Annotated in this window: 23 protein-coding genes; 11 read left to right on the top strand and 12 right to left on the bottom strand. The window is 60.7% G+C overall.

The genetic code is table 11. The features are described 5' to 3' along the window. From B146_RS29625 to B146_RS0123330, 5 genes are all read right to left on the bottom strand, one after another. On the bottom strand, positions 1 to 183 hold a 183-nt coding region (locus B146_RS29625), incomplete at its 3' end, for a hypothetical protein (protein ID WP_205753719.1). 155 nt (positions 184 to 338) lie between these two features. Next, the gene (locus B146_RS28750) at positions 339 to 1,859 is read right to left on the bottom strand and encodes an ATP-binding protein (protein ID WP_162141972.1); all 1,521 of its coding nucleotides are present in this window, start codon (positions 1,857 to 1,859) and stop codon (positions 339 to 341) included. Further along, on the bottom strand, positions 1,856 to 2,650 hold the full coding sequence (locus tag B146_RS29450) for a hypothetical protein (protein ID WP_162141971.1): 795 nt from the start codon (positions 2,648 to 2,650) through the stop codon (positions 1,856 to 1,858). The genes B146_RS28750 and B146_RS29450 overlap by 4 nt, the downstream gene beginning before the upstream one ends. Continuing rightward, positions 2,643 to 3,818, bottom strand: a complete 1,176-nt coding sequence (locus tag B146_RS28745; protein WP_274532752.1) for a DEAD/DEAH box helicase — start codon at positions 3,816 to 3,818, stop codon at positions 2,643 to 2,645. The genes B146_RS29450 and B146_RS28745 overlap by 8 nt, the downstream gene beginning before the upstream one ends. A 45-nt stretch (positions 3,819 to 3,863) precedes the next feature. Then, positions 3,864 to 4,865: an HNH endonuclease gene (locus B146_RS0123330; RefSeq protein WP_019998900.1), complete on the bottom strand. Its 1,002-nt coding sequence runs from the start codon at positions 4,863 to 4,865 to the stop codon at positions 3,864 to 3,866. 175 nt (positions 4,866 to 5,040) lie between these two features. Between B146_RS0123330 and B146_RS0123325 the strand changes: the two genes are divergently transcribed. Together B146_RS0123325 and B146_RS29275 are read left to right on the top strand one after the other, a co-directional pair. Next, positions 5,041 to 6,795, top strand: coding sequence for an AAA family ATPase (locus B146_RS0123325; protein WP_019998899.1), 1,755 nt, complete (start codon positions 5,041 to 5,043; stop codon positions 6,793 to 6,795). Then, positions 6,795 to 8,027: a hypothetical protein gene (locus B146_RS29275; protein WP_155897691.1), complete on the top strand. Its 1,233-nt coding sequence runs from the start codon at positions 6,795 to 6,797 to the stop codon at positions 8,025 to 8,027. Before B146_RS0123325 ends, B146_RS29275 begins: the two co-directional genes overlap by 1 nt. On the opposite strand, the gene B146_RS27300 is transcribed toward B146_RS29275, so the two are convergent. The 3 genes from B146_RS27300 to traA form a co-directional block, all read right to left on the bottom strand. Then, positions 7,972 to 9,195 carry a DNA-methyltransferase gene (locus B146_RS27300; RefSeq protein ID WP_202815008.1) on the bottom strand — a complete coding sequence of 408 codons (1,224 nt, stop codon included), beginning with the start codon at positions 9,193 to 9,195 and terminating at the stop codon, positions 7,972 to 7,974. The two genes, B146_RS29275 and B146_RS27300, sit on opposite strands and share 56 nt — an antisense overlap. A 257-nt stretch (positions 9,196 to 9,452) precedes the next feature. Beyond that, a complete protein-coding gene (locus tag B146_RS0123310) occupies positions 9,453 to 10,142 on the bottom strand; it encodes a hypothetical protein (RefSeq protein WP_019998896.1) in 690 nt (229 codons plus the stop codon). A 121-nt stretch (positions 10,143 to 10,263) separates the two neighbouring features. Continuing rightward, the gene (gene traA, locus B146_RS0123305; protein ID WP_081631123.1) at positions 10,264 to 13,209 is read right to left on the bottom strand and encodes a Ti-type conjugative transfer relaxase TraA; all 2,946 of its coding nucleotides are present in this window, start codon (positions 13,207 to 13,209) and stop codon (positions 10,264 to 10,266) included. Between the two features lie 355 nt (positions 13,210 to 13,564). On the opposite strand from traA, the gene B146_RS27295 reads away from it, so the two are divergent. The 5 genes from B146_RS27295 to B146_RS0123280 all read left to right on the top strand — a co-directional run bounded on the left by B146_RS27295 (position 13,565) and on the right by B146_RS0123280 (position 16,924). Continuing rightward, positions 13,565 to 13,951 (top strand): hypothetical protein, encoded by a 387-nt coding sequence (locus B146_RS27295; RefSeq protein ID WP_019998894.1) that lies wholly within the window; start codon positions 13,565 to 13,567, stop codon positions 13,949 to 13,951. Beyond that, complete coding sequence (locus B146_RS0123295) at positions 13,948 to 15,615, top strand: type IV secretory system conjugative DNA transfer family protein (protein WP_019998893.1); 1,668 nt, start codon at positions 13,948 to 13,950, stop codon at positions 15,613 to 15,615. Before B146_RS27295 ends, B146_RS0123295 begins: the two co-directional genes overlap by 4 nt. A gap of 24 nt (positions 15,616 to 15,639) precedes the next feature. Continuing rightward, positions 15,640 to 15,909 (top strand): helix-turn-helix domain-containing protein, encoded by a 270-nt coding sequence (locus B146_RS0123290; RefSeq protein WP_019998892.1) that lies wholly within the window; start codon positions 15,640 to 15,642, stop codon positions 15,907 to 15,909. Between the two features lie 121 nt (positions 15,910 to 16,030). Then, complete coding sequence (locus tag B146_RS0123285; protein ID WP_081631119.1) at positions 16,031 to 16,492, top strand: hypothetical protein; 462 nt, start codon at positions 16,031 to 16,033, stop codon at positions 16,490 to 16,492. Between the two features lie 105 nt (positions 16,493 to 16,597). Continuing rightward, a complete protein-coding gene (locus B146_RS0123280) occupies positions 16,598 to 16,924 on the top strand; it encodes a DUF1294 domain-containing protein (protein ID WP_019998890.1) in 327 nt (108 codons plus the stop codon). Between the two features lie 148 nt (positions 16,925 to 17,072). Here the strand turns inward: B146_RS0123280 and B146_RS0123275 are convergent, their stop codons facing one another. Both B146_RS0123275 and B146_RS27290 read right to left on the bottom strand, forming a co-directional pair. After that, positions 17,073 to 17,915: a helix-turn-helix domain-containing protein gene (locus B146_RS0123275; protein WP_081631118.1), complete on the bottom strand. Its 843-nt coding sequence runs from the start codon at positions 17,913 to 17,915 to the stop codon at positions 17,073 to 17,075. A gap of 185 nt (positions 17,916 to 18,100) precedes the next feature. Beyond that, positions 18,101 to 18,337 carry a ribbon-helix-helix protein, CopG family gene (locus B146_RS27290; protein WP_019998888.1) on the bottom strand — a complete coding sequence of 79 codons (237 nt, stop codon included), beginning with the start codon at positions 18,335 to 18,337 and terminating at the stop codon, positions 18,101 to 18,103. Positions 18,338 to 18,539: 202 nt separating this feature from the next. Here B146_RS27290 and B146_RS0123265 point away from each other — a divergent pair, with 202 nt between their 5' ends. The 3 genes from B146_RS0123265 (at position 18,540) to B146_RS0123255 (ending at position 20,588) form a co-directional block, all read left to right on the top strand. Beyond that, positions 18,540 to 19,181, top strand: a complete 642-nt coding sequence (locus tag B146_RS0123265; RefSeq protein ID WP_040408932.1) for a nucleotide-binding protein — start codon at positions 18,540 to 18,542, stop codon at positions 19,179 to 19,181. Then, positions 19,171 to 19,482, top strand: coding sequence for a ribbon-helix-helix domain-containing protein (locus B146_RS0123260; RefSeq protein WP_019998886.1), 312 nt, complete (start codon positions 19,171 to 19,173; stop codon positions 19,480 to 19,482). The genes B146_RS0123265 and B146_RS0123260 overlap by 11 nt, the downstream gene beginning before the upstream one ends. A 146-nt stretch (positions 19,483 to 19,628) precedes the next feature. Then, complete coding sequence (locus B146_RS0123255) at positions 19,629 to 20,588, top strand: hypothetical protein (protein WP_019998885.1); 960 nt, start codon at positions 19,629 to 19,631, stop codon at positions 20,586 to 20,588. A 230-nt stretch (positions 20,589 to 20,818) separates the two neighbouring features. Here B146_RS0123255 and B146_RS29620 read toward each other — a convergent pair whose 3' ends face one another. Beyond that, positions 20,819 to 21,034 carry a hypothetical protein gene (locus tag B146_RS29620; protein WP_192843354.1) on the bottom strand — a complete coding sequence of 72 codons (216 nt, stop codon included), beginning with the start codon at positions 21,032 to 21,034 and terminating at the stop codon, positions 20,819 to 20,821. A gap of 84 nt (positions 21,035 to 21,118) precedes the next feature. Here B146_RS29620 and B146_RS0123250 point away from each other — a divergent pair, with 84 nt between their 5' ends. Next, positions 21,119 to 22,234: a DUF4062 domain-containing protein gene (locus B146_RS0123250; protein ID WP_019998884.1), complete on the top strand. Its 1,116-nt coding sequence runs from the start codon at positions 21,119 to 21,121 to the stop codon at positions 22,232 to 22,234. Between the two features lie 60 nt (positions 22,235 to 22,294). Here B146_RS0123250 and B146_RS0123245 read toward each other — a convergent pair whose 3' ends face one another. Next, the gene (locus tag B146_RS0123245; RefSeq protein WP_019998883.1) at positions 22,295 to 23,251 is read right to left on the bottom strand and encodes a tyrosine-type recombinase/integrase; all 957 of its coding nucleotides are present in this window, start codon (positions 23,249 to 23,251) and stop codon (positions 22,295 to 22,297) included. Positions 23,252 to 23,356: the final 105 nt, after the last annotated feature.

The following is a 23,356-nucleotide window of genomic DNA, read 5'->3' as shown; positions in this document are numbered from 1 at the left end:
GAGCCGTAGCGAACGGAACACGAGCCGGTGATTGTCCTGCTTCTGAAAGCGTGCGTCGGTCTGACCTCTTATTGCGTCGAACCCCTCGGGTCCGAGATAGTTCGCCTGACGCCTTGCCCCATCCGCTAGGGCCACGCGATCGCGGTTCGTACGGCGCACTTTCACATACACTGCCACGTCCATGGATTGCTCCTGGGATAGAGGGAACCGAAAGTCTGACCATGCTTCACATTAGCTCGCGCAGAGCACATGATAAAGGACATTATCATATATGATTTCAAAGTTTCCGCCGGGCTCTTGCTCAAAGACTTTATCTTTGGCCATCGTCCGGCGGGGACCTATTCCTCCGTTTCAGCCTCCGCTTCCATCATCTCAAAGCTAACACGCAACAGGCGATCCTTGAGGAGTGAAACGGTGTTCCACTCAATCCGACCGCGCTTGTTCTGAGATTGATGTGCAGCAAGCCCGTCGTATATGCAGTCCTTAAAATAGTTTCGGACTGCAACAGGTCCATCTAGTTGCTGTAAATACGGATGCGATAGATTAATTATGATGATCACTTCATCTGGTCTTGCACTGTCTACTATAAAGTATGGATCATTAGGGCTCATGTCTCCTGAGAGGTAGACATGCACCATAAAGCTACCGATCTTGGCGCTTATCCGTGGTGTACCTTTCGATTCGACGTCATCCGCTACATTCGAAAAACCTTCACCAATTATATCATCTTCTGGAATATCGTCGATGCTAATCGAGTCAACAATCTCGGGTGAATTCAATTCCTCCGCAAGTGCCGCCGCAGCGGAGTCAATATCCGCGTCAGACGGTCCTGATGAGCTATCATCCTTCTTTCGAAAGCTTCGAGCGATCTTGACGAGGCTATCAATTTCCTGTGCGAGTATCTTTTCAACCCGCTCTTCTTGATCGCCATGCCATTGAATATTGTCTTTGGTATGCGTGACCTCGAAGCCGTCGAGATGTATTTCTCCGATCAGTCTCTGATTGATCAGGTCGTTGCGCTCGGCGCCGTAAATTCGCTCTGGCCGCCAAGCGGAGGGCCATCCGCGAATGACTCGATTGGCCTGAAGCATTGAGAAACCGGCATCAGAGCGCTTTCCGCGTTCTAGAACTCCGGCCCATCCATGAATTGTGTGACCATCAACCTCAAATTTGAAATCTTTCTTGTGTAGGTCTCCTGCTATATTCCGAAGTAGGTGCTCGTCCAACCCTTCCCATTCCAGTTCCTCGCCGCGCCAGGAGATCTTTAATTTTCCGCTTTCAATGTCCTTTCTGTACATCGATCGCAGATGGTCTTTTATCTTACCTAGAGTTCTTCCTTTGAATTCCTTATTGTGGTCTATGACCTCAATTATCGTGTAATGCTGATGAGACGGAAGACCGCTCCGCGTATCGACGTGAAGCGCGCTATCGCCCTTAGCAATTTGCTCAACATCTACGTGAACAGTATACTCATCGGAGCTACCAAGCTTCTTTGTCGTAATAGTCCAGACGTTTCCCACCCAACAGGCTGCCGTCTTCATCCCTAGGCCATAGCGGCTACGACCATCAGTGTTATTGGGAGGCCGAGCAATATGCAGCGCATGCTCAAGCTCGGGCAAAGACATTCCCATTGCGTTATCGGCTACACGAAGCCTAGCCGGGTGATCCCGATCGTAGGAGATATGGACCTCAAAACCCTCTTCATCCTTATCAAACGCTTCTTGAAGCGCATCACGACTATTGAGATACGATTGGGTTGAATTATCGACGAACTCGGCGATGGCATGCCAAGGCGTGTAATCTAAGCGCCGGTACTGGGTGATCGCGTTGAGGCCCACTTGCAGATGAAGCTCGGTCATAGCGCTTTCCTTCGAGGGACAAGATGAAGAGTCCCTTCCGTTGACTTCTCTATTCGGTAGGTTGTCTGCGGCAATAGGTCTACCCGCTGTCGGGGTATCAGCACACAGCTCGATTGTGTATCGACCCGCTTCCATCCAATGGCGCTTCCGCGGAAGATGAGGTCTATTACCTCGCCATTCGCGATCGGTAGTGCTGCCGGAGCGCGTACCGTTAGCGCCATGATGGCCAGCCAGTCCGTCGTCAGGCATTCGGTCAGATAAGATCCGTCGTGCGACGGCAGAAATCCTTCCCGCATGAAGGTCAATCGGTTTTGGGCCGATCGAAATATCGTCACCGCAAGATACCGGGCCTGCTCAAGCCTGATCTCCCGCTCCCAGGTCTCGTCCCATCGATCTGAAACGACAGCGACCTCCGGCGGATCGCCTAGCATCAGATCGCGTAGTCGGACAGGATCGAGATCGGGATTATGGCGCTCAAGGTACTCCGCCACCTCTAGGCCGTACGATGCTGTACGAAAACACCGAATCTGCGGCAGAACGTGACGGATCAGGTCATGGTCTCCGCGCTCGACCTCAATCACCCACCAGAAACGGTAGTCCTGATCGATAAGCACTAAATCCGGTTTTCCGTCACGTTCTGATCCACGGACGGTCAGCTTGAAAGGTCGTAGGAAACAATTTCCAGCGAGCACGTCGGCATGTTGGCAAAGGATCCCTTCGAACACCTTTTCTGACATTGCACCCGGCGGAAGCAGATCGTACCATATGTCAGCGTGCAGGAGCCTAGCCATGCCTGTTTAGCCCTGCTTTTTGCCACCTTATCTCAGCTATGCCCTCCAAGCGTTCCTTTTCTCCGATCAGCCGCTTCTTCTCCTCTTCGGTTGCAAAAACAGTGTAAATCGTCGCGTGAGCTTTACCTGGTGCCGGCCTTAGCAGTCGCCCGAGCCTTTGGATGCGTTGGCGATTACTTGCAGTCGAACTCGCTAAGATGCCTACTTGCGTTTCGGGAACGTTAATCCCCTCATCAAGTGCTTTGCAGCAGACCAGCACGTCGAATATACCTTTGCGGAATAAGCGTAGATTGTCTCGCCGCAAATTTGGTCCGATGCCAGTATGATAGATAGTGGCACGGTGTCCCCTTGCCCGAAGATTGGCGCAGATCGTGTCGGCTGCGTCAGTTCGTTCGTGAAATACTACAGCTCGTTCGCCCTTATGTTGGTCGACCAGTCGGGCAGCGACGGGCACCCGCATAGCCGCATTCGTTGAGACAGCAGCACGTCGGCGTAGTAGGCTTTCGACTACCTCTTCGTTCCCATGCGCATAGGCACCGGCAATCCGCTTGCTTAGGTCTCGATAGGCTACCCTCTCATCGCGCAAGAATTCGACTTCGATGTTTATAAGAGAGAACGCAGCAAGTACTCCATCCCGTGCTGCGTCAACGTAATTGTACCGGTAAATTACCGGCCCTAAAACTGGCACTATATGCTGCTCAAAACCCCCATCATACTGACGCTCCGGCGTGGCGGAAAGTCCGAGGGCGGCAACATGTTGCCCACCCAACGCCCGTGAGTTCTCTGGAGATCCTGCTCTGTGGCACTCATCAACAATAAGGAACGTTGGATAGTTGGAACAATAATGCTCCACAACATTACGGGCGGAGTTTATGACGCAGATAGCGAAATCATGTTCTATTTTGTATTTCTTGTCGCCGGATAATAATATTATCCTTCGTTCGTCTATCTGAAAAAATGTGCTTATCTCAACGAACCACTGATCGGCCAGCGCTTGTGTAGGTACAATGATTAGTGTTTTTGTCTCTGGGTTTAGCTTTTGCAATTCACGCGCGCATTCAAGCGCAAATATAGTCTTCCCCCCTCCTGTGACCACTTCGACCACACCGGAGAGTTTCTGCAACCAAATATTTTTTGCTTCATGCTGCCATTCTCGAAGCGTAAATATTTCTGTATCTTTCTTTGTTACAGGATGATTGTTTGTGGTATATTTTTATAAATACCACCCTCGTATTCTATTTGCTTTATTGATGTAATTAGGATCTGGATGATCTCTTCCGTTCGGTGGGATATCTATGTACTGAGGCAGACTGTCCCGAAATGCTTCGAAGCCTTCAATTCTGTCGGCGTCCTTGAGAATTTTGAAGCGCTCCATATTGAAGTGGATCTTAAATTTCTCATCAAAGGCGATCAGGCTACGATCGTAAGCTCGGTGATGGAGGGCGCAAAGAGCGATGCCGTTCGAGGTCTGGTCCGTGCTGTCGGCATGCGCAACCGGCAGGATATGAGCGCCGTCGATCAACCGAAGCTGGATGCCGCACATCGCGCAACGGTGCCCATAAGCGCTAAGAACTCGGCTGCTGAAGTCCAAGGCCCGAAGCGCCCGTCGCGTCTCCTGGACGGCATATTGACGTGGCGCAGCCACATCATCCTGAATGTCCTGATCGTCCACATCGTCGGGGTCCTTGCTGAGCTTGGCAAGAAGCTGCGCTTCCTCGTGAACGGTGCCGCTATCGTGCAACGCCTTAAGGTGTTCGACGTAGGTTCCCGCAAAGTCCGGCCGAAAGGCGATCGCTGTCTCGCCGTTGGATTTCACATAGGGGGCAAAGCCGGTCAGAAGCGCTTGTCTCAGAGCGCTTTCCTCGACCTGCATGGACGGTGACGAGCCCAAAGTGCCCAAGTGCTGCCGGACATCCCAACCGGCGAAGACACCAACATCCTCCCACCACCCCAGCACCAAGGTCCGCCCTTCGGGCTCGGGCTCGAAGTGATCGATTCCCGTGACCTGAATGCGGTACTCGCTCTCCGAGCGCGTCCCGCCGCCATGGCTGATGTTCCAGATATAGACTTTGGTCGTCATGCTCCGACCGTCGCGGTAGATCCGGTACCGTGCCGGATGAGCGCCCTGTGTCAGGTACAACAGGTTCCAGCCGCTCGAACGGATGGCTTCCTCGAAACGGAAGAGCAGGTCGGTTTTGCGGGTAAGACGAGCCATGCGCGCATCCTTCCATCGCTTTCCACCAGATGGGAAGGGGCTTCGCTCGATGTTGAGAGCCATGGACTACGGAGTTCTAAACCGCTCACACTCAGCTAGGGTTGGCACGCGTCCAGCGGATCGATTCTTCGTAGCGATCTTTGGCCGCCCCACGATCGGAATTGAAAGAGAGCGCATGGCAACGGGGATCGAGAACAGGCAATCCGTCTTCAGCTGGTTGACCACGTTCCTCCGCGACCTGAACCTGCAATTTTCCCGCTCGGGTTTCAAAGGCGGGAGCAACATCGGCAACCACACGGTGGACGAGGGCACGGGCTATTGGGGAAATCCCCAATACTCCGGCAACAAGCCGCCGCGCTGGCTCTTCCACGTCGATGTCACGGGAGCGGGAGCGGTCGCGCGTTTGCCTGCCGATCTTCAAGAGATTGGCATCGGCGGCTCAAACACGGCGCAGGGCGACAAGGCTGGCCTCGCGATCCGTATTCTGCCGCTGATTCAAATCGAACAGGGGGCTTTCCGTCGCGCCGATGATTTCGAGGCAAACGTCCTCTTCGTCTTTCACGGAGCGCTGGATGCCGGATCGTCCTCGGATGCATTTTCTTTCGATCCCGCGACAGGCGGTCTGTTTCGCAGCGTTGATCGGGCAAAGCGGCAAGAAAGATACGTGTTTGCCGCTTTGCTCGGGCTTCGGCCGCGCACCGACACGATCGAGGTTGAGAAAAACGGTGCGCCGGCCAGCGTCAGCTATGGCGATGCAATCGATGCCATCCGCTCGGCGATCCATGTTCATCCGCAGGACGGCGCTTTGGAGCCGATCCCACTCTACGACCTTAGCGATGACGACCAGGTTGAAGCCCTCAAGACGGATATTACCGCAGCCTGGGAGGCCGCTGGGCCACCACCAGTGAACGCCGAGGCAGCGCCACAAGCGGAGGCTGCCGAAGCGGTCGAGGACATTGATTTCGCCAATATCGAGATCCCGGTGGACCCCGATCTCCTTGGGATCGATCCGGCCGTCTATCGACAGATCAATGCCATGCTGCGGTCGGGCAAGCAGCACATCATGCTTTATGGGCCGCCTGGGACTGGCAAGACCTCGTTGGCCCGTTGGATCGCCAGCAGTCTGCCTGGTGGGCAATGGACGCTGGTGACGGGTTCATCAGACTGGAGCTCGCAGGACATAATCGGCGGCTACCAGCCGATCGGCGGCGGTGAGGTCGATTTCGTGCCGGGCATTCTGCTGCGCGCCTTCGATCAACCGCTCATCATCGACGAACTCAACCGCTGCGACATCGACAAGGTAATCGGCCCGCTGTTCACCGTTCTCTCGGGCCAGCAAACCACGCTTCCATACCGAACAGACATCAGCGACAGGGACAGCCAACCCTACGTCATTCTACCGAGACCGAAGGCGGGGGCGGCGGATCATGAATTCGCGCCAGGTCCCGCTTGGCGGCTCGTCGCCACCATCAACTCGATCGACAAGGCGTCGCTCTATCAGATGTCCTACGCACTCAGCCGTCGCTTCGGCTGGGTCTACGTCGATGCGCCGACCGACCTTGCCGCCTTCATTGCCGAGTATCTGACCGCAACAGGTGCTGGAGCGGCCGGTCCGGCAGCAGGAGCGGTGTGCCCGCTGGCGGAAGTCTGGAAAGCGATCAATGCTGCGCGTGTGATTGGTCCCGCGCCCATCATCGATGCCATCAAAGCGATACGCGAGCTTGCTCCAGGCGCAGGCTTCTTTGAGCCAGCAGACGCTGCGATGCGGAGCGCTGCCCTCGATGCCGTCGACATGGTGCTGCTGCCGATGTTGGATGGTGTTCTCCTTCAGGACGCTCGAAACATCGCTGAGGCCATCGTCAAAGCCTACGACTTGACGGGCGCCGAGGCCGACCGGGTGAAGCGTCGGTTGGACTCGGTGGCGATCTGATGAGCATCGATGCAGCCATTGTCGATTATTCGGCAGGGCTGCTGCTTCGGTATTTTCGGAGCGGTGCAGCGATCGGAGGCGAGACGCCACGCCTCGATCAACGCCGCGACGTTGAAATCCTCAAAGGGCATTGGGCACTTTCCGCGCCGGTACGCAATCTGGTGGGTTACGTCCTGGCTCACCCTCATGAAGCGCAAGCTCTCATGACCTACCGGGTGCGGACTGACGATGCCATGGCACGCGGACGGATCGATGCGCGGCGGACTTGGCTTTACCGACAGCAATCAGGCCTGCCATCTGCACTTGTCACCCACGAAGCGGTGCGCAGCTTCCATACGGGGCCGAACCTGCTACTGGCTTGGGTTCTTCGTGAGGCAGCTTCCTATACCGCTCGGCTTCTTTCCTGGCAGGGTAAGACATCGCCGTACCTACCGGTGATCGAGAAGGCTCAGTCCGAGATGCGCCTGTTGCAACGGATCGACAGCCTGCGCGAGCCGTTGCGGGCGGTTTCGTTAGGAGAGCGCCCGAACGCGGGTGCCATTCGTGATGCAGCACGTTCCCGGCGACCGATGTACCGTCTGGCGGTCGATGCCTACCGGCTGATGCAAGGCCTCGAAAGAGGCGAGCCAGAGGCAATGGAGCGCGTAGCCCGGTCCGCTTTGTTGGCCCCTCTCGAAGACTGGCGTAGGTTTGAACTCGCGGTAGGCCTCAGCCTCGGAGAGGCTTTGGCCCGCGCGACCGGCGTAACTTTGGGCCTTCGCTTGCTCGGGGCGGATTCCGCCCAGCCGATCGTGACAGCCGGGCGCTTCGCGGTCTACTGGCAGCAAATCACCCACTATCATCAAGCACCGACGCTTGAGCCCTCGGAGGCAACGGTGCGCGACGTTCTGCGAGCCTACGGCATCAATGTCGGTACGGAGCGGCCAGACCTGATCGTCGTAGATCGCGATCGAGATGCGGTCGCAGCCGTGGTGGAGGTCAAATACATCGCTGGCGAGACGGCGAACGTGCGGTTTCGCGAAGCCGTTGACCAAGTGGTTCGATATGGGCGCAGCTATGCTGCGCCCGGTGAGACCGGCCCTTTACTGGCCCGGTCCCTTGTTGCGTTGTCACGCAATGCGCCGGCACGGATCGATCCCGCCGGCGACGCTCCGTTCAGCGTGGATTTCGAAGCGCTCAGGCAGCCACACGGGCTCGACGCTTGGGCAGCGTCTCTGACGGCTCCTTGGTAATCTCGTGCTTCCCGAGAGGAGGACGCTTGGCACCTCCATCCGCGAACAGCGGCACATCGCTTTCATCCACGGGGACAGCGCACGGCGGCGCGATCTCGTAGCTCGCCGGTCGATCCTTGATGAGAGAAGCCGGGCTGGGGGAGAAGCGAGAGAGGGCACCGTTGAGATACTCCTCGGACATTTCACAACAGACCCAGCGGCGGCCGAGCGCCTCTGCGACGGCCCCTGTCACGCAAGAGCCGCCGAACGGATCGAGCACCATGTCGGAAGGGTCCGTCAGGAACCGGATGAAATATTCCGGGAGTTGCGGTGGGAAGCGCGCTGGGTGGATCGGGATATTGTTGTCCCGGCAGTGCTCCTGGTAGCGGCTCGTGGACTCCGTGTTCGCGATGGCGAGAAGGTTCGGAGGGACGGAGCCGCCATTGTCTTTCTGAAATTTCGTGGAGATGTCATGCCCGGACGGCCTGAGCTTACTGACATAGCCATTGCGTAGGAGATCGCGCATCGACTTGCTGTAGGGAGCAAGGACGCGGCGATTGTTCGCCTTTGGATAAGGCGTCTTCGATAGCCACCAGACGGTGTTCACAGCGTCTTTGACCCGAACTCGGCGCACGTTCACCCATTCAGCCGGCGTCGGGAGCTTAGCAGGATTCCACCAATAATGCTCCTGGCAGAGGTGGAAGCCATACTCTTCGACAAGCATGACAAGCAGCTTGAAATGGTAGAGGCTGCGCGTCGGCTGACCCGGAACCCAAGCACCGCCGATGTCGATGACAAGGCTTCCATCATCTTTGAGGACACGTTTGAAGCCCTCAGCAAATGGCCGGAACCAGTTGCAATATTCGTCCGCATCCTCGTTGCCGTAGCTTTTTTTGCGCACGAGTCCGAATGGCGGACTCGTCATTATAAGATCGACGCTGTTAGCCGCCGCGCCGTTGAAAAGATGCGCCCGAGAGTCGCCCCAGAGCATTTCACCAAGAGGGGTCTTGTGGAATGGTCGGATCAAGCGTTCGGAAAATTTTTCCTCGAAGTCCTCTGACTCCACCTCCTGCAAGACGGCTCCAACATGCTGATTATGCAGAAATCGAATGTACTCGCTGACGTTTGAGAACCCTTCTTCGACGGCGAGTTCGTCGAATGAGGCACGCTCCTCCTCGGTCAAACGCACGTTAAGGGTCGCATTCCGCGGCTTTTCTGCTTTTGGTCGACCCATTTCACACCCTTCAATTTACGCACAAAAAAACCCTAGCTCGTGGGTTTTCGTACGACAAGAACACGAAGAGATTTTTTGTGTTACGGAAAGCGTTTTCCTCTACGATTTTGAATGCTTGCTACAACAGGTGGCACGACGGCAGGGCCGCCCCGACCGGAGCCCTCCATAGCGAAGGGAGGGGCGGCCCGGATCGCAGCCGCCCACCTGTCTGCTCAGGCGGCGACCCGCCGCTCGATCTCCCTGAGGAACGGCAGGTTGATCCGCCGGTAGAGCGGCAGTTGCCGGCGGACCTCGTCGTGAAGCGTGGGGCTCGGCTGTCGATCCACGCGGATCAGCTCCAGAACCTCGCCGACATGGATCTGATCCGTGCTGAATGGCCTGACGGGATCGATGATCCAGTTCTCCAGAGCCTCCACCATCGCACCGTCTTCCCGCCGGTACTCGGGACGCCCGTCGTCCGGATCGATGCCGAGGTTCCGACAGGCCATGCGGTAGGCAGGCGTGCCCCAGATGAATCGCGGGGCATCCATGATCTCGCGGTAGAGGGGGAACGCGTCCCGGATCGCCTGACGCTCGGCACGCGGCGTCAGGGCCATGGCGACGATTTCCGGCAGCTGAGCGAGCAGAACGCATCGCATGGCGAACACATGAACCTCCCCCGCGTCCTCCAGCTCGAACACGGCCATGTCGCTGCCCCGCGATCCCGCGATCGCTTCCAGGCCATCGGGATAGATGCGTTCCGGCAGAGCCTCCACATAGGCGCGCACCGTGATCGGCCCGCTGTTCGACCGCTCGTGCAGGCGCCAGCTTTCGATCTGCCACTCGCCCGTCGCCGGATCGCGGCTCGCCCGATGCCGGCTCGACACCCAGCGCTGCCAGCCCGGGCCCTGTTCCTCGTTCATGCCATCCTCCATCTGAACCCGATGGATCGTAGGTTGCAGACATATGATATGCCAACCGTACGGATTGTGCAGCGTGTGAACATGGTGACCTTGGTCGGCCTACTCTCATGCCAGTTGGCCGCTATCGCTCGTACCCGCCGCGATCACGATCTCTGTCCCGCTCGCGCTCTTGCTCGCGGCTCCGCTGACGCTCTTCCGGCGTGATCTGACGCGCATGCAGCTCGGCCAGGCGCTCTTCGATCGATCGCTTCTGGACGGGCTCCGCGCTGGTCTCCCGCTCCTGCGATGGCTCGCGCTCCTTCGGACCTTCCACGCGCTCACGCAGCGCCTCGATGCGCTCGGTGACGCTGAGCTTCGGTCTGTCGTCCTCGCGCCCCTCAGCGGGCCCAGCGTCGCGCACCCTCAACGCATCGAGACGCTGCGCAAGGGTCGGCCGCTCGCCTTCGCCCTCCGGGGCGCGTCCCGGTGCCTGATCCCGCTCTTTGGCTCCGCTCCGCTCCGGCGCCGGCATCGCTCGCTCACCCGCCCTGCGCTCGGCAGCGACCCGCTCCTGTGACCGCGCCTCTAGCGCGGCGATGCGATCGGCAACCGACACGCGCTCGCTGGCAGGAAGCGGCACCGGCGCCTCACGCGGCGCTTCCCGCTCCTCGCGCATTTCCCGCACCAGGCGAGCCGTGTGGCTTTCTGTAGGAGCCTCCCGCTCGGCCGCGTCCGGAACGCGAATGGCTTGGGCCCCGTCCGCCAACAGTCGCTCCGTGCGCTCGTCACGCCGCCCCTCGACCTCGATCCCGCGACGCTCCGCGTAGTCCAGCGTCGTCTCCTTGGTGTTGGCGTGGCTGAGCCCGGTCACGAGTGCCTTCATGTCGGCGAAGTCGTCACGGCCGACGTGGAGCTGCACGTCGTCGCGGTGACGGGTCATCGCGACATAGGCGAGATGACTGTCCATGCCGCCCGACGCCAGCACATAGGACCGGTCCACGGTGGCACCTTGCGATTTGTGGATCGTCGTCGCGTAGCCGTGATCGAACTTGTCGTACTCGGCGACCGGCACCATCACGACACGTCCCTTCTCACCGGCCTCCTGTCCCGGCCCCTGCGCCCCGTCCAGCCGGACGACGATCTCGCCGTCCCGGGTCGCGCTGACGGTTCCTAGCATGCCGTTCTTCACCCCGAGATCCCGGTCGTTCTCCAGAAACAGGAAGCGGTCGCCGATCGCGAAGACCCGCTCGCCGTCGTTGGTCCGGTAGGAGCGTTCATTCTCCAGCTCGCCGCGCTCCCGGCGCTCGCCCCGGATCGCCTCGTTCAGCTCGCGCACGTCGGCGCGCCGATAGGTAAGGACGAGCTGCGACGCCTCCGGCTTCGCATCGTGATCCCGCATCACAGCGGCGACGATCGCGCTGCGTGCCGCCTCGCGTGTTTCCGCGAACCGGATGGCGCCATGCCCTTCATAGGCCGAGAGACCCTCGCTGACGCGCAACCGCGCGAAGTCATGGCTCGCCTCGCGCTGCCACCCTTCGCGCTGCCGCCGGACCTCCTCCAGCTCGGCAAAGCCGATATGCTCGGTGACGGCCCGGAAGGCGGCACCCGCCTGGATCGGCTGAAGCTGCTGGGGATCGCCAACGAGCACGAGCTTCGCTCCCGCGCGGTCCGTCTCCTCGATGAAGCGCGCGAGCTGACGTGACGAGACCATGCCGGCCTCGTCGATCACGAACACATCGCCTCGTCCCAGCTGGCCACGTCCGTTCGCCCAGCCGTATTCCCACGAGGCCAGCGTGCGCGAGGCGATGCCCGAACTCTCCTCCAGCCCCTCCGCCGCCTTGCCGGCGAGCGCAGCGCCATGCACGCGGTAGCCCTGTGCTTCCCACGCTTCCCGCGCGCTCGTCAGCATGGTGGACTTGCCCGCCCCCGCCAGCCCGACCACCGCCGCGCAGCGCTCCTCGCCGGTGACATGGCGAACCGCCTCTCGCTGCTCCTCGGCCAGCCAGGTCCGCGCCGCGAAGGCGCGCTCGACATGATCAGCCTCGACGCCGTGCCCGCCGCTCTCCGCCATGCGAACGGCTTGGATGACCATGCCGGCTTCCAGCTCGATCATCTCGCGCGTCGAATAGCGCGCCAGCTCGGTGGCGTGCCCGTGCCGGTCCTGGGTCTCGCCGCGAAGCTCCACCAGCTCGGCGCTCGCCATCACCCGCGCAAAGGCGTTCTGGAACTCCTGCGGGTCATCGATCGCGCGGTGCAGCGCACGCGCCACGTCCTGCCGATCGAACACGCTCTTCTCGCCGGTGACGAGATGCAAAACCTGTTCGGGGTTATCACGGATCGACTGCGCGTTCTGCCGCGCCGCGTCCTCTTCGAGACGAACCCGCGACACATCCATGCCGCGCCGCTGCATCTCGGTCGCATGCACGCCCATATGCTGCGTCGGCGCGATCTCCAGACCGCGCGCTTCGTGCGAGCGATGATCGATCCGCTCCGCGTGACCGGCGCGTGCCAGATGCTCGTTGGCGTGATGCTCCCATGCCTGACGCAGATCGCGCAGCTGCATGTGCGAGGTCGGTAACCCCTCGGCCAGAAGTCGCGCGTTGCTCCATTCCATCTGCGTCTTCGCGCCCAGGCCTTCGGATGTTACCTCGCGCACCGTCATCAGGATGTGCGCATGATGGTTGCGGATGTCGGTCTCGCCCGATGGAGAATGCAGCGCGAAGTCCACAGCCGCGCCGTAGCGGCTCGCCAAGTCTTGCGCGAACGCGCGCGTCAGTTCGATCCGCTGTTCCGGTGTCAACTCATGCGGAAGCGCAACCTCGAATTCGCGGGCGACGCGGGCGTCCTTCCTCTTCTCGGCCTGATCAGCTGCATTCCACAAAGCCGAACGATCCAGTGCCCACGCCGCATCCACACCCGCTGGCAGGACGATCTCGGCATGCTCGATGCCGGCTTTGGACCGAAAGTCGTGAACCCGCCCGTCCACCTCGTTCACCAGCCGCTCGCCGGATCGATACGCCGCCGCCGCAACGGCGCTGCGCCCTGTCGCGCGGGCGATCGGCTTCATCGAGCAGTGGTAGATCGCCAAGGCGGATGCGGCTCCAGGATGGGCATGGATCGCGCCAGCGGCGATCCATTCGACGCGGAGCGTGCCGCAAACCGATTTGTCCCGCAAGTCGTAAGTGCGCTCTTATAATTTTCTGAAACGAAAATGATGACGATGTGGGTGGATAAATGGGAGATGGATATGAGTATGAAAAAGATGGGAGAGAATGGGAATGATGAATTGGAATATGATATTGATGGAAATGGATATTTTGGATTTTTGATGTGAAAATGAGTATGGGATTTTGAAGGACTATGGAGTGGTGGAATTTATGATTGGGAGAATGGAGGAGTTTGGGTAGAAGAAGAGGAAGGGGTTTGAAACGGGAACATCATACATGGCGAGACTGACGATCGAGGAGCGCATCGCGCAGTTAGAGACGCGCAAGCGTACCCTTCAGGCGAGGCTCAACAAGCAGGATCGGGCGCGCGATACGCGCCGCAAGGTGCTGCTTGGCGCACTCCTGCTTCAGCGCCTGGAAGCAGGGCGTGATCCCGAGTTCACCCGGCGACTCTCCGACTGGCTGACCGATGAGCTTCCCGGCTTCCTCGTGCGGCCCGAGGATCGCAAGCTCTTTCCGGAGTTCATTGCGCTTAGGTCTGACGGGGGCGGGCCGGAAAAGGAGAAGGGCGCAGGCGATGACGGCGGCACGGGCGAGGCTGACGGATCGAACGGTGCCGGCACGGAGGGTGCGCAGGACGGCGGTTCGGACCATCGGGAATGAGCCAGCCGCAGAAGACGTTTTGGGAAAAGCGCACCGAGCCGACCATGATCGGCGCGACGCTCGGCTACTTCCTGTTCCCGCTTTTCCTGCTCGTCTTCTTCTCCGGACGAAGTCGCGAGATGCAGGAGGCGCTGAACGAACCCTATCGACGCTGGCTCTATGATTTTTTCAGCTGGATCGCGCCGATCGTCGAAGGCCGGTACCAGATCCCGCTCGTGCCGATCTTCCGTTACTGGGCGTTCGATCAGGGTGCCTGGATCGCGCTTGCCATTCCGCCATTTCTGCTCGCCGCGACGCTCTGGCTCGTCGGCTTCAACATTATCACCGCCTTCTCCCGGCCGCAGATGTCCACCTCGCACGGCTCCGGACGCTTCGCCACCAAGGTCGAACAGAAACGCTTTCTGCGGGGATCGAGAACCGCTCTTCTCGTCGGCGCGTCGGGCAAGCGTGGCTTCTTCCATTACGACGGTCCCGAACACCTCCTGACCCTCGCCCCGACGCGCTCGGGCAAGGGTGCTTCCGTCATCATCCCGAACCTTCTCCATGCCGAGCGAAGCGTCATCGTGATCGATCCCAAGGGCGAGAACGTCCAGGTCACCGCGCGCCATCGCAAAACCTTCGGACCCGTTCACGTCCTCGATCCGTTCAACGTGAGCGGTCAGGCCAACGCATCCTTCAATCCGCTGACCGGTCTGGATGTCGCCAGGCCCGACTTCGTGGACGATGCCGCGACGCTGGCAGCGGCCCTCGTCGTCACCCCGCCGCAGTCGCGCGATCAGCACTTTGACGACGGCGCCCGCTCGCTTCTGCGTGGCCTCATCATGCTGGTGGCCGCCGTCGAAAAGCCCGACCGGCGCAACCTCGTGACGCTGCGCGACTACCTCACCTATCCGAAGGAGAAGTTCGCCGGGCTTCTGGAGATCATGGCCGAGATGACCGAGGCCGATGGCGCGATCGCGAGCGCCGCCAACGTCTTCCGCGCCAAGAACGAGCGCGAGGCCGCCGCCATCCTCTCCACCGCGCAGGAGCAGACGAGCTTCCTCGACAGCCCGCAGCTGCGCGCCACCCTCAAGGCCTCGTCCTTCGAGTTCGGCTCCCTGAAAACCGACACGGCCTCCGTCTTCATCGTCCTGCCGCAGTCGCGCCTGGCCTCGCACGGCCGATGGGTGCGCCTCCTCGTCACCCGTGCGCTTCAGGACATCGAGCGGACGCGTCAGAAGCCGAAAGCGCCCGTCCTGTTCCTGCTCGACGAGTTCGCCTCCGTGGGCGACATGCCCGCCATCAAGACCGCCTTCGGCCTCATGGCCGGCTACGGCCTTCAGCTCTGGGCTTTCCTCCAGAACTGGGGGCAACTGGAAGAGCTGTACGGCAAGGGCGCCCATACCTTCGTCGCCAATGCCGGCGTCTTCCAGACCTTCAACACCAACGACGAGCTGACCGCCCGCTACGTCTCCAACCTCTCCGGCGACACCACGCGGGCGGAGAACACCGCGCGCACTCAGTCCATCGGCGGCAAGCTCCTCACCCCCGAAGAGGTCATGCACCTCGGAGAGAACACCATCTTCCTCAAGCTCAAGGGCGTCCGGCCCTTTTTCGTCCGAAAGGTCCAGTACTGGACCCACAAGCGCTTCAGGGGGCTGCACGACGCCAGCGACTTCAACTGAGCGCGGCGCGAAGGAGAGCAAGGGATGGGACAACCGGTGCTGGAACCCGAAAGCCTGGATCGCGATCTCGGCCGATGCCTTCGCCGTCTTCGTGAGGCACGCGAAATCCCTCTGGCGATGTTCGCGCGACGCATCGGGGTGAGCGATGCGGACTTGCGATCGTACGAAGATGGAACCTGCTGCATCCCGGTGCGAGTTGTGCGACGCGTGGCCGATATCCTCGGGGTTCACGTGATCGATCTGTTCCGGGTCGATGCGGTGCCGGACGCTGAACCGCCACCGACCGTCCACTAGAAGGCGGACCATCGCAGGCCCTAGGCGCCGAGACATTGCTCCGTGGCCCTCCGGCTCTCTACGGCGCGTTGGAAAGCGCGTTCGCCTTCGGGCCGGTCGCTGCCGCCCTAAATACCAACATATGGCTAAGCAGCGAACGCCACGATCTGCTCAACTGCCCGCAGTCCTGTCAGGATCATGGACGGGCGAGATCCTGGGCGCGGCGAATGTGAATTTCGGGCAGGAGGTTCAGCCGGGACCGCCTCGTCGGTCCGTCGAGTTCACCTACGCCATCATACCCGTGAGCCTAATCGGACCGGGCAGCAGCTTCCGCTGGCCCGGCGTCCTTTCCATTTTCGTTCCCAACCCGCTGAAGCCGGACAGTCCGGACGCGGGTGCCCTCCTCTCGAACGACGTTCTGCCGTCACTTCACCTGAGCCTGGAAGTGACGCGGATCCAGTTCTCCGACATGCTACACCTCCTCGGCGCCGGGCTTCTCAAGGCGTTCCGCTTCACGCTCGAGGATCGGCACGACGATCATTGGCCCATTCGCAGCTGGGGCATGGGAACGCTGCCGCCCGAGGTCCCGCGAGACGAACCTTGAAACGGGTAAGATCGGGAAACAGCGGAAACGCCGCGTCCCGCCCTTTCGCCGCGCTTTAACGGTCCCGCGTCATTCTGAATGCCGATGATGGGGGAAGGAAACCGAATGTCGAACGAGCTGGTGATCGGGGTCCTCGCCTACGGTCTCGCGATCAACCTTCTGGCCTATGCCGCCATGGCAATGGACAAGGCCAAGGCCGAACACCGCGTCCGACGCATCCCCGAGGCGACGCTTCTCAAGCTCGCCCTCCTCGGCGGCAGCGTTGGAACCATCGTTGCCCAGCAGACGATCCGGCACAAGACGCGCAAGGAGCCGTTTCGATCAAGACTCGTCGCCATCATCGTGCTCCAAGTTCTGGTTCTGACGGCACTTGCGATCGCGCTCGTCGTCACGGGATCGCCCGAGGATCTGTGGCGGCTTCTCACGGCGTGAGACGCCGGACAACCGCCGCATCTGGGCATCAGATTCTCGTTCACCTCCGGAGCCGGCGGCTCCGGTCGATACCCAAGCGGAAGCCATCGCTGGCCGCGAAGGGAGAATGAAGCTGGCGAAAATCGCGCTGGACGGCCGCTGAGCGGCGTCAGATCGTTGGCACCATCCTTGCCTCCATCTTTCTCATAAGCCTTCCACGGGCCGCAGAGCGGTTCGTGGCCGTATTTCCGAGCGTAGCGGAGGAAGAGATTGTTTGAGTTTGGTTTTTGGATGACAGAAGTGTCACCCCTTGTCTCATGGGGTCATAGATCGCTTCGAAGGGCCTAAACTCGGCCGCCGGCGTCTCGGCCAGCCATCGAGCGAGACCCTTGGCCTCTTCGTAGAACGGAGCGACCAGCGCCGTGAGCTTGACGGTGAGCCCGAGATGCAGGCCGCGGCCGTTGCGCAGGATCTCCAGCTCGACATAGCCAAAGCGCACCAGATCCACGAGGTAGCGGCGGATGGTGCGAGTCGAGCGGGCCATGATGTTGCCGGCGGTCCCCTTGGTGATCGACGTGACGCGGCCCTTCCCGCAGCGCGCCCGCAGCACCTGGAGGAAGGCCTTGGCGTTCGGCGTTAGGCGATCGTCGCGCGCCGCCGTCGTCGCCATAGGCTGGGCGTACTGGCGGCTGTTGTTCGGCGAAGGACGCTCGTGGCGCGGCCGGGCGACGGGCGGGCGCGGGTTCCCTCCCCTGCCCTGTCCGCCGGCGCTCGATGTCGCCTTCGCCGACACAGCGCCAATCGCGGCCGAGCGACGCTGCGCCTCGGCGATCGAGATCACCCCCGCGCGCTGGTCGCGCCAGATCTCGGCCCGGGCCGCGAAATCCGGATGCGGGGCGTCGGGCAGGGCTTGTGTCAGGGCAAACAAGTCCGTTCCGGCGTCCGCGCCTGGTGAAAAGGCACGCGTCGGCACGGGCACGCGTCGGGGCGTGCGGGATCGTTCTTCCGTCATGGGCTCTTCCTTGCGCGAGGCAAAGCAAGACCGTGGCGGGAAGCCGCGTTTTCATTTGACGATGAAGGCGAGGAGGCTTAAATCTGTGGGCAGCGACGCACACACAGATCAAGGCTCCGGCGGCTCCCGCTTCGGGGCCTTTTTCTATGCCTATGGCGTCTCCGGTGTGGTGAAGGTGTCCGTCATCACGCGGCGCTCTGGTCGAGCAACGAGAGGTCGGACGGGGTGATGGTGTGCGAGCGGGTCTTCGCGATCAGAACGCGCAGAACCTCGGATCGGGATGCAGCACCAAGCGTCGCTTTCAAGCGATCTAGCTCGGCGATCTCGCTTTCGTGGAGCACAGCTTCGACCGAACGCACGCCAGCAGCTCGGCGACGCGCACGCATCTGCTCGACATGCTCGGAAGCTCTGGTGCGACTCATGGGACGGTCCTCTGCTCGCTAACTAGCTAGGCGTACGCGAGTCCATTAAGAAATACCACTGCGCTAGCGCGCGAAGGCTACAGGCCCACGCAAGCCTTCGCAGATGGTCTGCATCTTCAAACCTACAGGACCTCAGAGGTTAGGACCTCTGATTTTTCGTAGGTTCAAACCTTCGAAGGTTCACAGTATAGGGGGTGTAGAGGTGCAAACCTTTTCGCTGATTTCGCAAAAGGGCGGCGCGGGAAAGTCCACTTTGGTCCGCCAGCTTTCCGTTCTGGCAGCTGAAGACGGTCCAGCCATCATCATCGATCGCGATCCACAAGGCACCAGCACGAAGTGGTGGCAGCGCCGGCAGGAGATTGATCCGCCCTTAGAACGTCCAGACCTTCTTACCTTAGAAGGTTCCGACCTACCGAGGGCGGTGTCGGCGCTGAAGAGCAAGGCGGGCGTGTTGTTCGTGGACACCCGGCCTGCGGTGACGGAGCCGGAAGCGGAAGCCGCGCGCGTTGCCGATCTGGTGCTCGTCCCCATCCGCCCGTCGCCCGATGACATCGAGGCCGTGGGAGATACGCTGAGGATCCTGAAGCGTTTGGAAAAGCGCGCCGTTCTGATCGTAAATGCCGCTAGGAACGAAGCGAGAGCGACCGGAGCGCGAGCTGCCCTGTCGCGCTATCCGATACCTGTCTGCCCATTCTACCTCACGGATCGGACGGCCTACCTCGATGCATCACTAGAGGGGCGGGGTGTGGGTGAGATGAAAGGGCAGGGCGCTAAGGAAGCGACGATCGAGATCCGAAGGGTGTGGGACTGGATCAAAACGGAGGCTGCGAGCTATGAGCACTAAGAAAGGTCGCACCCTGGCCGACATGATCGGCGGATTGGATGAAGACCTCGACACGAGCCCACAGGCGAGCGCCACCCCTGTCAACTCGGTGCCGGCACCGACGCCCGCAGCGAAGATCGTTCCCGTCAGCGTGCTTGTCTCGCCTGACGACCGGAAGAGACTTCGCCAGCTGAGCCTCGACACGGGTCTTTCCATCCAGAAGCTCGGACACGAGGCGTTCAATAAGATGCTGGAGGCTCGCGGCCTACCTCCGTTGGAAGCGGTATCGGCTAACGTCCCAAGCGGACGCTCAAGACGGTAGCGCATAAACCTTCTTACCTTTGTAGGTCAGAAGGTAATAACCTTTATAACTATAAAGCCAGAAACCCCATGTTTGGTCTTGGCAGATCGAACAAAATGAGATCGACGCCACCGACGAACACGAACCTTGGATTAGAGTGACATCGCATGAGCTACGAAGAGAGAACTGTCTTTGGATTGGAAGCGCCGCTGAGGCTCGTAGCTTCGCACGACATCGCCCGGCCTGGTTTCCAGTCGGCGCGTCGCGGCGAGTTCGTCCTCTTGGATGCCTCGTCTCAAGACGCCACAGAGATCATCTTTCGGGACCTGACCATCCTCGGCGTGCCTCTTACCAAGTTCGTGATCCAGAGCCCGAGCGGGGATACCCGGCTTCTTCGGGTCGACTTCGATCACGCCATGACCGAAGCGGACGCGTTCTCGTTCATTCAACGTTTCGCCGATGCCTGGTCGGCGACTCTCGCCGATGGCCAGCACGATCCGTGGTACGGCAACCTCTACGTCGACATCCGTTGGGCGGGCGTGAAGACAATCACGGCTCGGAGCGGCGGGGTCGAGGCTTCTACGCAGATTACCTCCATAGAGCGTGTCGCCGTCGCACCGGCGCTTCTGTCCGTCTTGCGGTGGTCGCCGCTTACCGACGTGTTCGTGGAGGGCATGAAAGCATCGCAGCCGAAGTCGAAATTCTTATTCTGGTTCGTGATCCTAGAGGAATTGGAGAAGCGGGAGGAAATTCTGTCCCTGTTTACGCCGATGTTCTCGGCCGAGGATAAGGCAAAGTTGCAGGACGCCGTGCGCTCGAACATTCCGGCGCTACAGCGCCTGAACGGTCTATTGAAAAATCCGACGACAACGCTTGAGGGTCGAGCGGCAAAGCTCGCCCGCACCGTCGAAGCAGTGGGCGGCTCCAGCATCGACGGTCTGAGCGGGCCGATCCTTGTGGACCAGGCGCGCTGCGCCGCCCTGATCGAACAGCGCAATAAGGTCGCCCACAAAGGATCAAGCATCGACAAGGATTTGCTCTACACAGTGCTTTTCCCTCTCAGCCGTATCGCGCTCAAGTACATTCTTGACCGAGACGCCGAGACCGTAAGCGAACCTCAATCATAAGCTCCCGCTAACTCTGAATCTTTCAAAATGTCGGAAATCGGACCTACTGAACGCCTAAATTGAGTCGAGAGCAGCCGATATGGTTACTGGCGGCGGCATCTTGGCAATGCTCCCGCCACCCTGTTAAAATCCGAAACCACCTTTTCGGGTTTCGCCGACGAAGCTATCGAACTGGAACGCTCGGTCAGCTCCATCGGCGAAAACGCATGTAACAGGCGCTCGCTCTGCCTCTACTTCTCCCGCACGGTCGTCTTCGGATTGGCCTTCGCGTACTTCTGCGTCACGAACTGACCGCTGTCGGTATCACGGTACGGGGAGCCCGGCCCATCGCCGCTCTTCCCGCGTGGCTCGGCTTGATGGCCGGCCTTGTTAGCCCCTGCCTTGCCACTCGTCGTGAATTGGCCGGACGAGGCGTCGCGATGATTGCTTCCTGAACTCTTGGGCATGCTGTGCTCCTCTCCTGATGGAACTCAGATGGATGCAGTTCATTCTCAGGAACATACAATGAACATACAGATGCCGGGTTCCTCATGAAGATTTTCATCAGTTCGCTGATCCGGGATTTTTCCGAGTTTCGCTCGGCCGCCCGCGACGCGGTTTTGCAACTCGGTCATGAGCCGATCATGGCGGAGGATTTCGGTGCTCGTCCGCAGTCTCCGCAAATCGCGTGCCTCGATGGGCTCCGTCAGTCCGGGTTGGTGATCCTGATCCTAGGAGCACAGTATGGCGATCCGCAAGCCGCCGGGATCTCCGCGACGCATGAGGAGTATCGCGAGGCCAAGGGCTCCCGACCGGTCATTGCGTTCGTCCAGGACGGTGTTGATCGTGTTCCGGAGGAAGCAGCCTTCGTTCGAGAGGTGCAGGGGTGGGAAGGAGGGCTGTTCCGGGGCGGGTTTACGACCCCTGACCAGCTCAAGGGCTTCATCACCCGCGCGATCCACGAATGGCAACTCGCCAACGCAGCCGGTCCGATCGACCCTCACGAAATGTTGGTGCGCGCCCAGGCGCACCTGCCAGAAAATCGGGGTAGGGGCTACATGCGGGGCAATGGGCCGGTCCTCGCTCTCTCGCTGGCATGCGGACCGCAGCAGAACATCCTGCGGCCAGCCGAGATTGAATCACCACAGCTGGTCGAGGATCTGAAGCGAACCGCACTGTTCGGGCCGGTCCAGATCTTCAACCCCGAGCGAGGTACCAGTCATCGCTTGGACGGCGACGGCCTTCTCATCACCCAAGGCGACGAGGCCGGGAGCGTGCGCCTTGGACCCGGTGGCGACCTGCTTTTTAGGCTCCCGCTCGCCACCGGCAGGATGGGTATGGTCGTGATCGAGGAGGACGTGCGAGAGGAGGTTAGTCGAGCTGTTGCATTTGCGAACGCTGCGCTTGATCGTATCGATCCAACCCAGCGGCTAACGCACATTGCACCGGTTCTGACTTTCCCAGAGACCGATCATCTCGTGTGGCGTGACCGAGCCGAACAACAGGCCAGCCCGGACAGTTACTCCATGGGTGGTTTCGGACGGCCGGAGCCCGGTCCTGTCCATCTCAACCCAGCCATTCGGCCTCGTGCGGCTCTGGCTCTCGATGGCGGACACATGGTCGAGGACCTGATCGTCCTACTACGCCGCGCTTGGAAGGCCGGATAGTCGCTGCATCGCAGCCAGATCCCATCCAGCGTTTGCTCACAAGGCGAACAGCAAGAGTTTTCAAATCAGGACGCGCTCGACCTCGTCGAGCGTCACGGTATCGGAGCGACGGTCGTAAAGCTGCGTGGTGCGGGTCGAGGAGTGGTTCGCCATCGCGGCGGCTTTTTCTAGCGTGCCGCCGTTCTTCAGGTAGGCCGTAATGCCCGTGGCGCGGAACGTGTGGTTGCCGATCGCGGTGTGAATGTCGGCCGCGCCGGCGCGGCGCCGGATCATCATGAAGGCATTGGCCTGGGGCAGGGGGGTGCGGGTCAGATCCCGCGTCCCGCGCCCGATCGTCCGGAACAGGGGACCCTTGCGATCCTCGGCGATGCCCGTCCCATCCAGATAAGCGTGCAGGTAGGCTTCGAGGTTGTGGTGGCAGGGCATCTCGTGCCGCTTGCCGCCCTTCTCGTGCAGCCGCACCCATAAGCGCCGGTTCTGCACGTACACGTCCTCGACATTCATGGCGAGCGCCGCGCCGATCCGCGCGAAGGAATAGACCATCAGCCCGATCAGCGCCCTGTCGCGCAGGCCCGCCGGCGTCGCGATGTCGATCGCGTCGAGGAGCTGGCGCGCCTCGGCCGGATCGAGCACCGGCGTCTTGCCGCGCTTGACACTGTGCGAGGGGCCGCGCACCGAGGCCGCCGGGTTGACCGGCACCACCTGGCCGACCACCAGCCAGTCGAACAGCATGCGGATCGCCGCCAGACGCTGCTTGGCCGTCGGTGCCGAGCGCGCCCGCGTCAGTTCCTCGACGTAGGCGGCGACGTGCAGCGGCTGCACGACGGCGATCGACGCCACGCCGTGCAGTTCGCACCAGCTCAGGAACTCGCCCACGGCTCGCGCATAGGCGCGGCGGGTGTTGGGGTTGCGGATGTGCGAGGCGAAAAACTCGAGGAAACGGATGGAAGCGCGCTCGCCGACAACGGAAACGATCGAGGGTAAGGCCGAGCCTGGGAGGAGGGTGATCTGCGTCATGCGCGTTTCACCGCTCCCTGGCACCGGGTAGAGGCTAGCGGCGCTTTCGTCTTACGATCCGACGTTCGGTAAAAACGGCTTCGTCGCAGTTTTGCTCGACGCGAG

Source organism: Aureimonas ureilytica DSM 18598 = NBRC 106430, from assembly GCF_000382705.1.
Classification (GTDB): Bacteria; Pseudomonadota; Alphaproteobacteria; order Rhizobiales; family Rhizobiaceae; genus Aureimonas; species Aureimonas ureilytica.
Note: the sequence above shows the minus strand (reverse complement) of the source record. Positions and strands in the feature narration are given on the sequence as shown.

Coding starts and splice junctions, on each gene's coding strand:
- B146_RS27290 (WP_019998888.1), bottom strand. CDS start 18,337: ATGAGTCGCACCAGAGCTTCCGAGCATGTCGAGCAGATGCGTGCGCGT.
- B146_RS0123310 (WP_019998896.1), bottom strand. CDS start 10,142: ATGAACGAGGAACAGGGCCCGGGCTGGCAGCGCTGGGTGTCGAGCCGG.
- B146_RS0123260 (WP_019998886.1), top strand. CDS start 19,171: ATGAGCACTAAGAAAGGTCGCACCCTGGCCGACATGATCGGCGGATTG.
- B146_RS27295 (WP_019998894.1), top strand. CDS start 13,565: ATGGCGAGACTGACGATCGAGGAGCGCATCGCGCAGTTAGAGACGCGC.
- B146_RS29275 (WP_155897691.1), top strand. CDS start 6,795: ATGAGCATCGATGCAGCCATTGTCGATTATTCGGCAGGGCTGCTGCTT.
- B146_RS0123280 (WP_019998890.1), top strand. CDS start 16,598: ATGTCGAACGAGCTGGTGATCGGGGTCCTCGCCTACGGTCTCGCGATC.
- B146_RS0123330 (WP_019998900.1), bottom strand. CDS start 4,865: ATGGCTCGTCTTACCCGCAAAACCGACCTGCTCTTCCGTTTCGAGGAA.
- B146_RS0123245 (WP_019998883.1), bottom strand. CDS start 23,251: ATGACGCAGATCACCCTCCTCCCAGGCTCGGCCTTACCCTCGATCGTT.
- B146_RS29620 (WP_192843354.1), bottom strand. CDS start 21,034: ATGCCCAAGAGTTCAGGAAGCAATCATCGCGACGCCTCGTCCGGCCAA.
- B146_RS29450 (WP_162141971.1), bottom strand. CDS start 2,650: ATGGCTAGGCTCCTGCACGCTGACATATGGTACGATCTGCTTCCGCCG.
- B146_RS0123275 (WP_081631118.1), bottom strand. CDS start 17,915: ATGACGGAAGAACGATCCCGCACGCCCCGACGCGTGCCCGTGCCGACG.
- B146_RS0123290 (WP_019998892.1), top strand. CDS start 15,640: ATGGGACAACCGGTGCTGGAACCCGAAAGCCTGGATCGCGATCTCGGC.
- B146_RS0123285 (WP_081631119.1), top strand. CDS start 16,031: ATGGCTAAGCAGCGAACGCCACGATCTGCTCAACTGCCCGCAGTCCTG.
- B146_RS0123255 (WP_019998885.1), top strand. CDS start 19,629: ATGAGCTACGAAGAGAGAACTGTCTTTGGATTGGAAGCGCCGCTGAGG.
- B146_RS0123295 (WP_019998893.1), top strand. CDS start 13,948: ATGAGCCAGCCGCAGAAGACGTTTTGGGAAAAGCGCACCGAGCCGACC.
- B146_RS28750 (WP_162141972.1), bottom strand. CDS start 1,859: ATGACCGAGCTTCATCTGCAAGTGGGCCTCAACGCGATCACCCAGTAC.
- B146_RS0123250 (WP_019998884.1), top strand. CDS start 21,119: ATGAAGATTTTCATCAGTTCGCTGATCCGGGATTTTTCCGAGTTTCGC.
- B146_RS0123325 (WP_019998899.1), top strand. CDS start 5,041: ATGGCAACGGGGATCGAGAACAGGCAATCCGTCTTCAGCTGGTTGACC.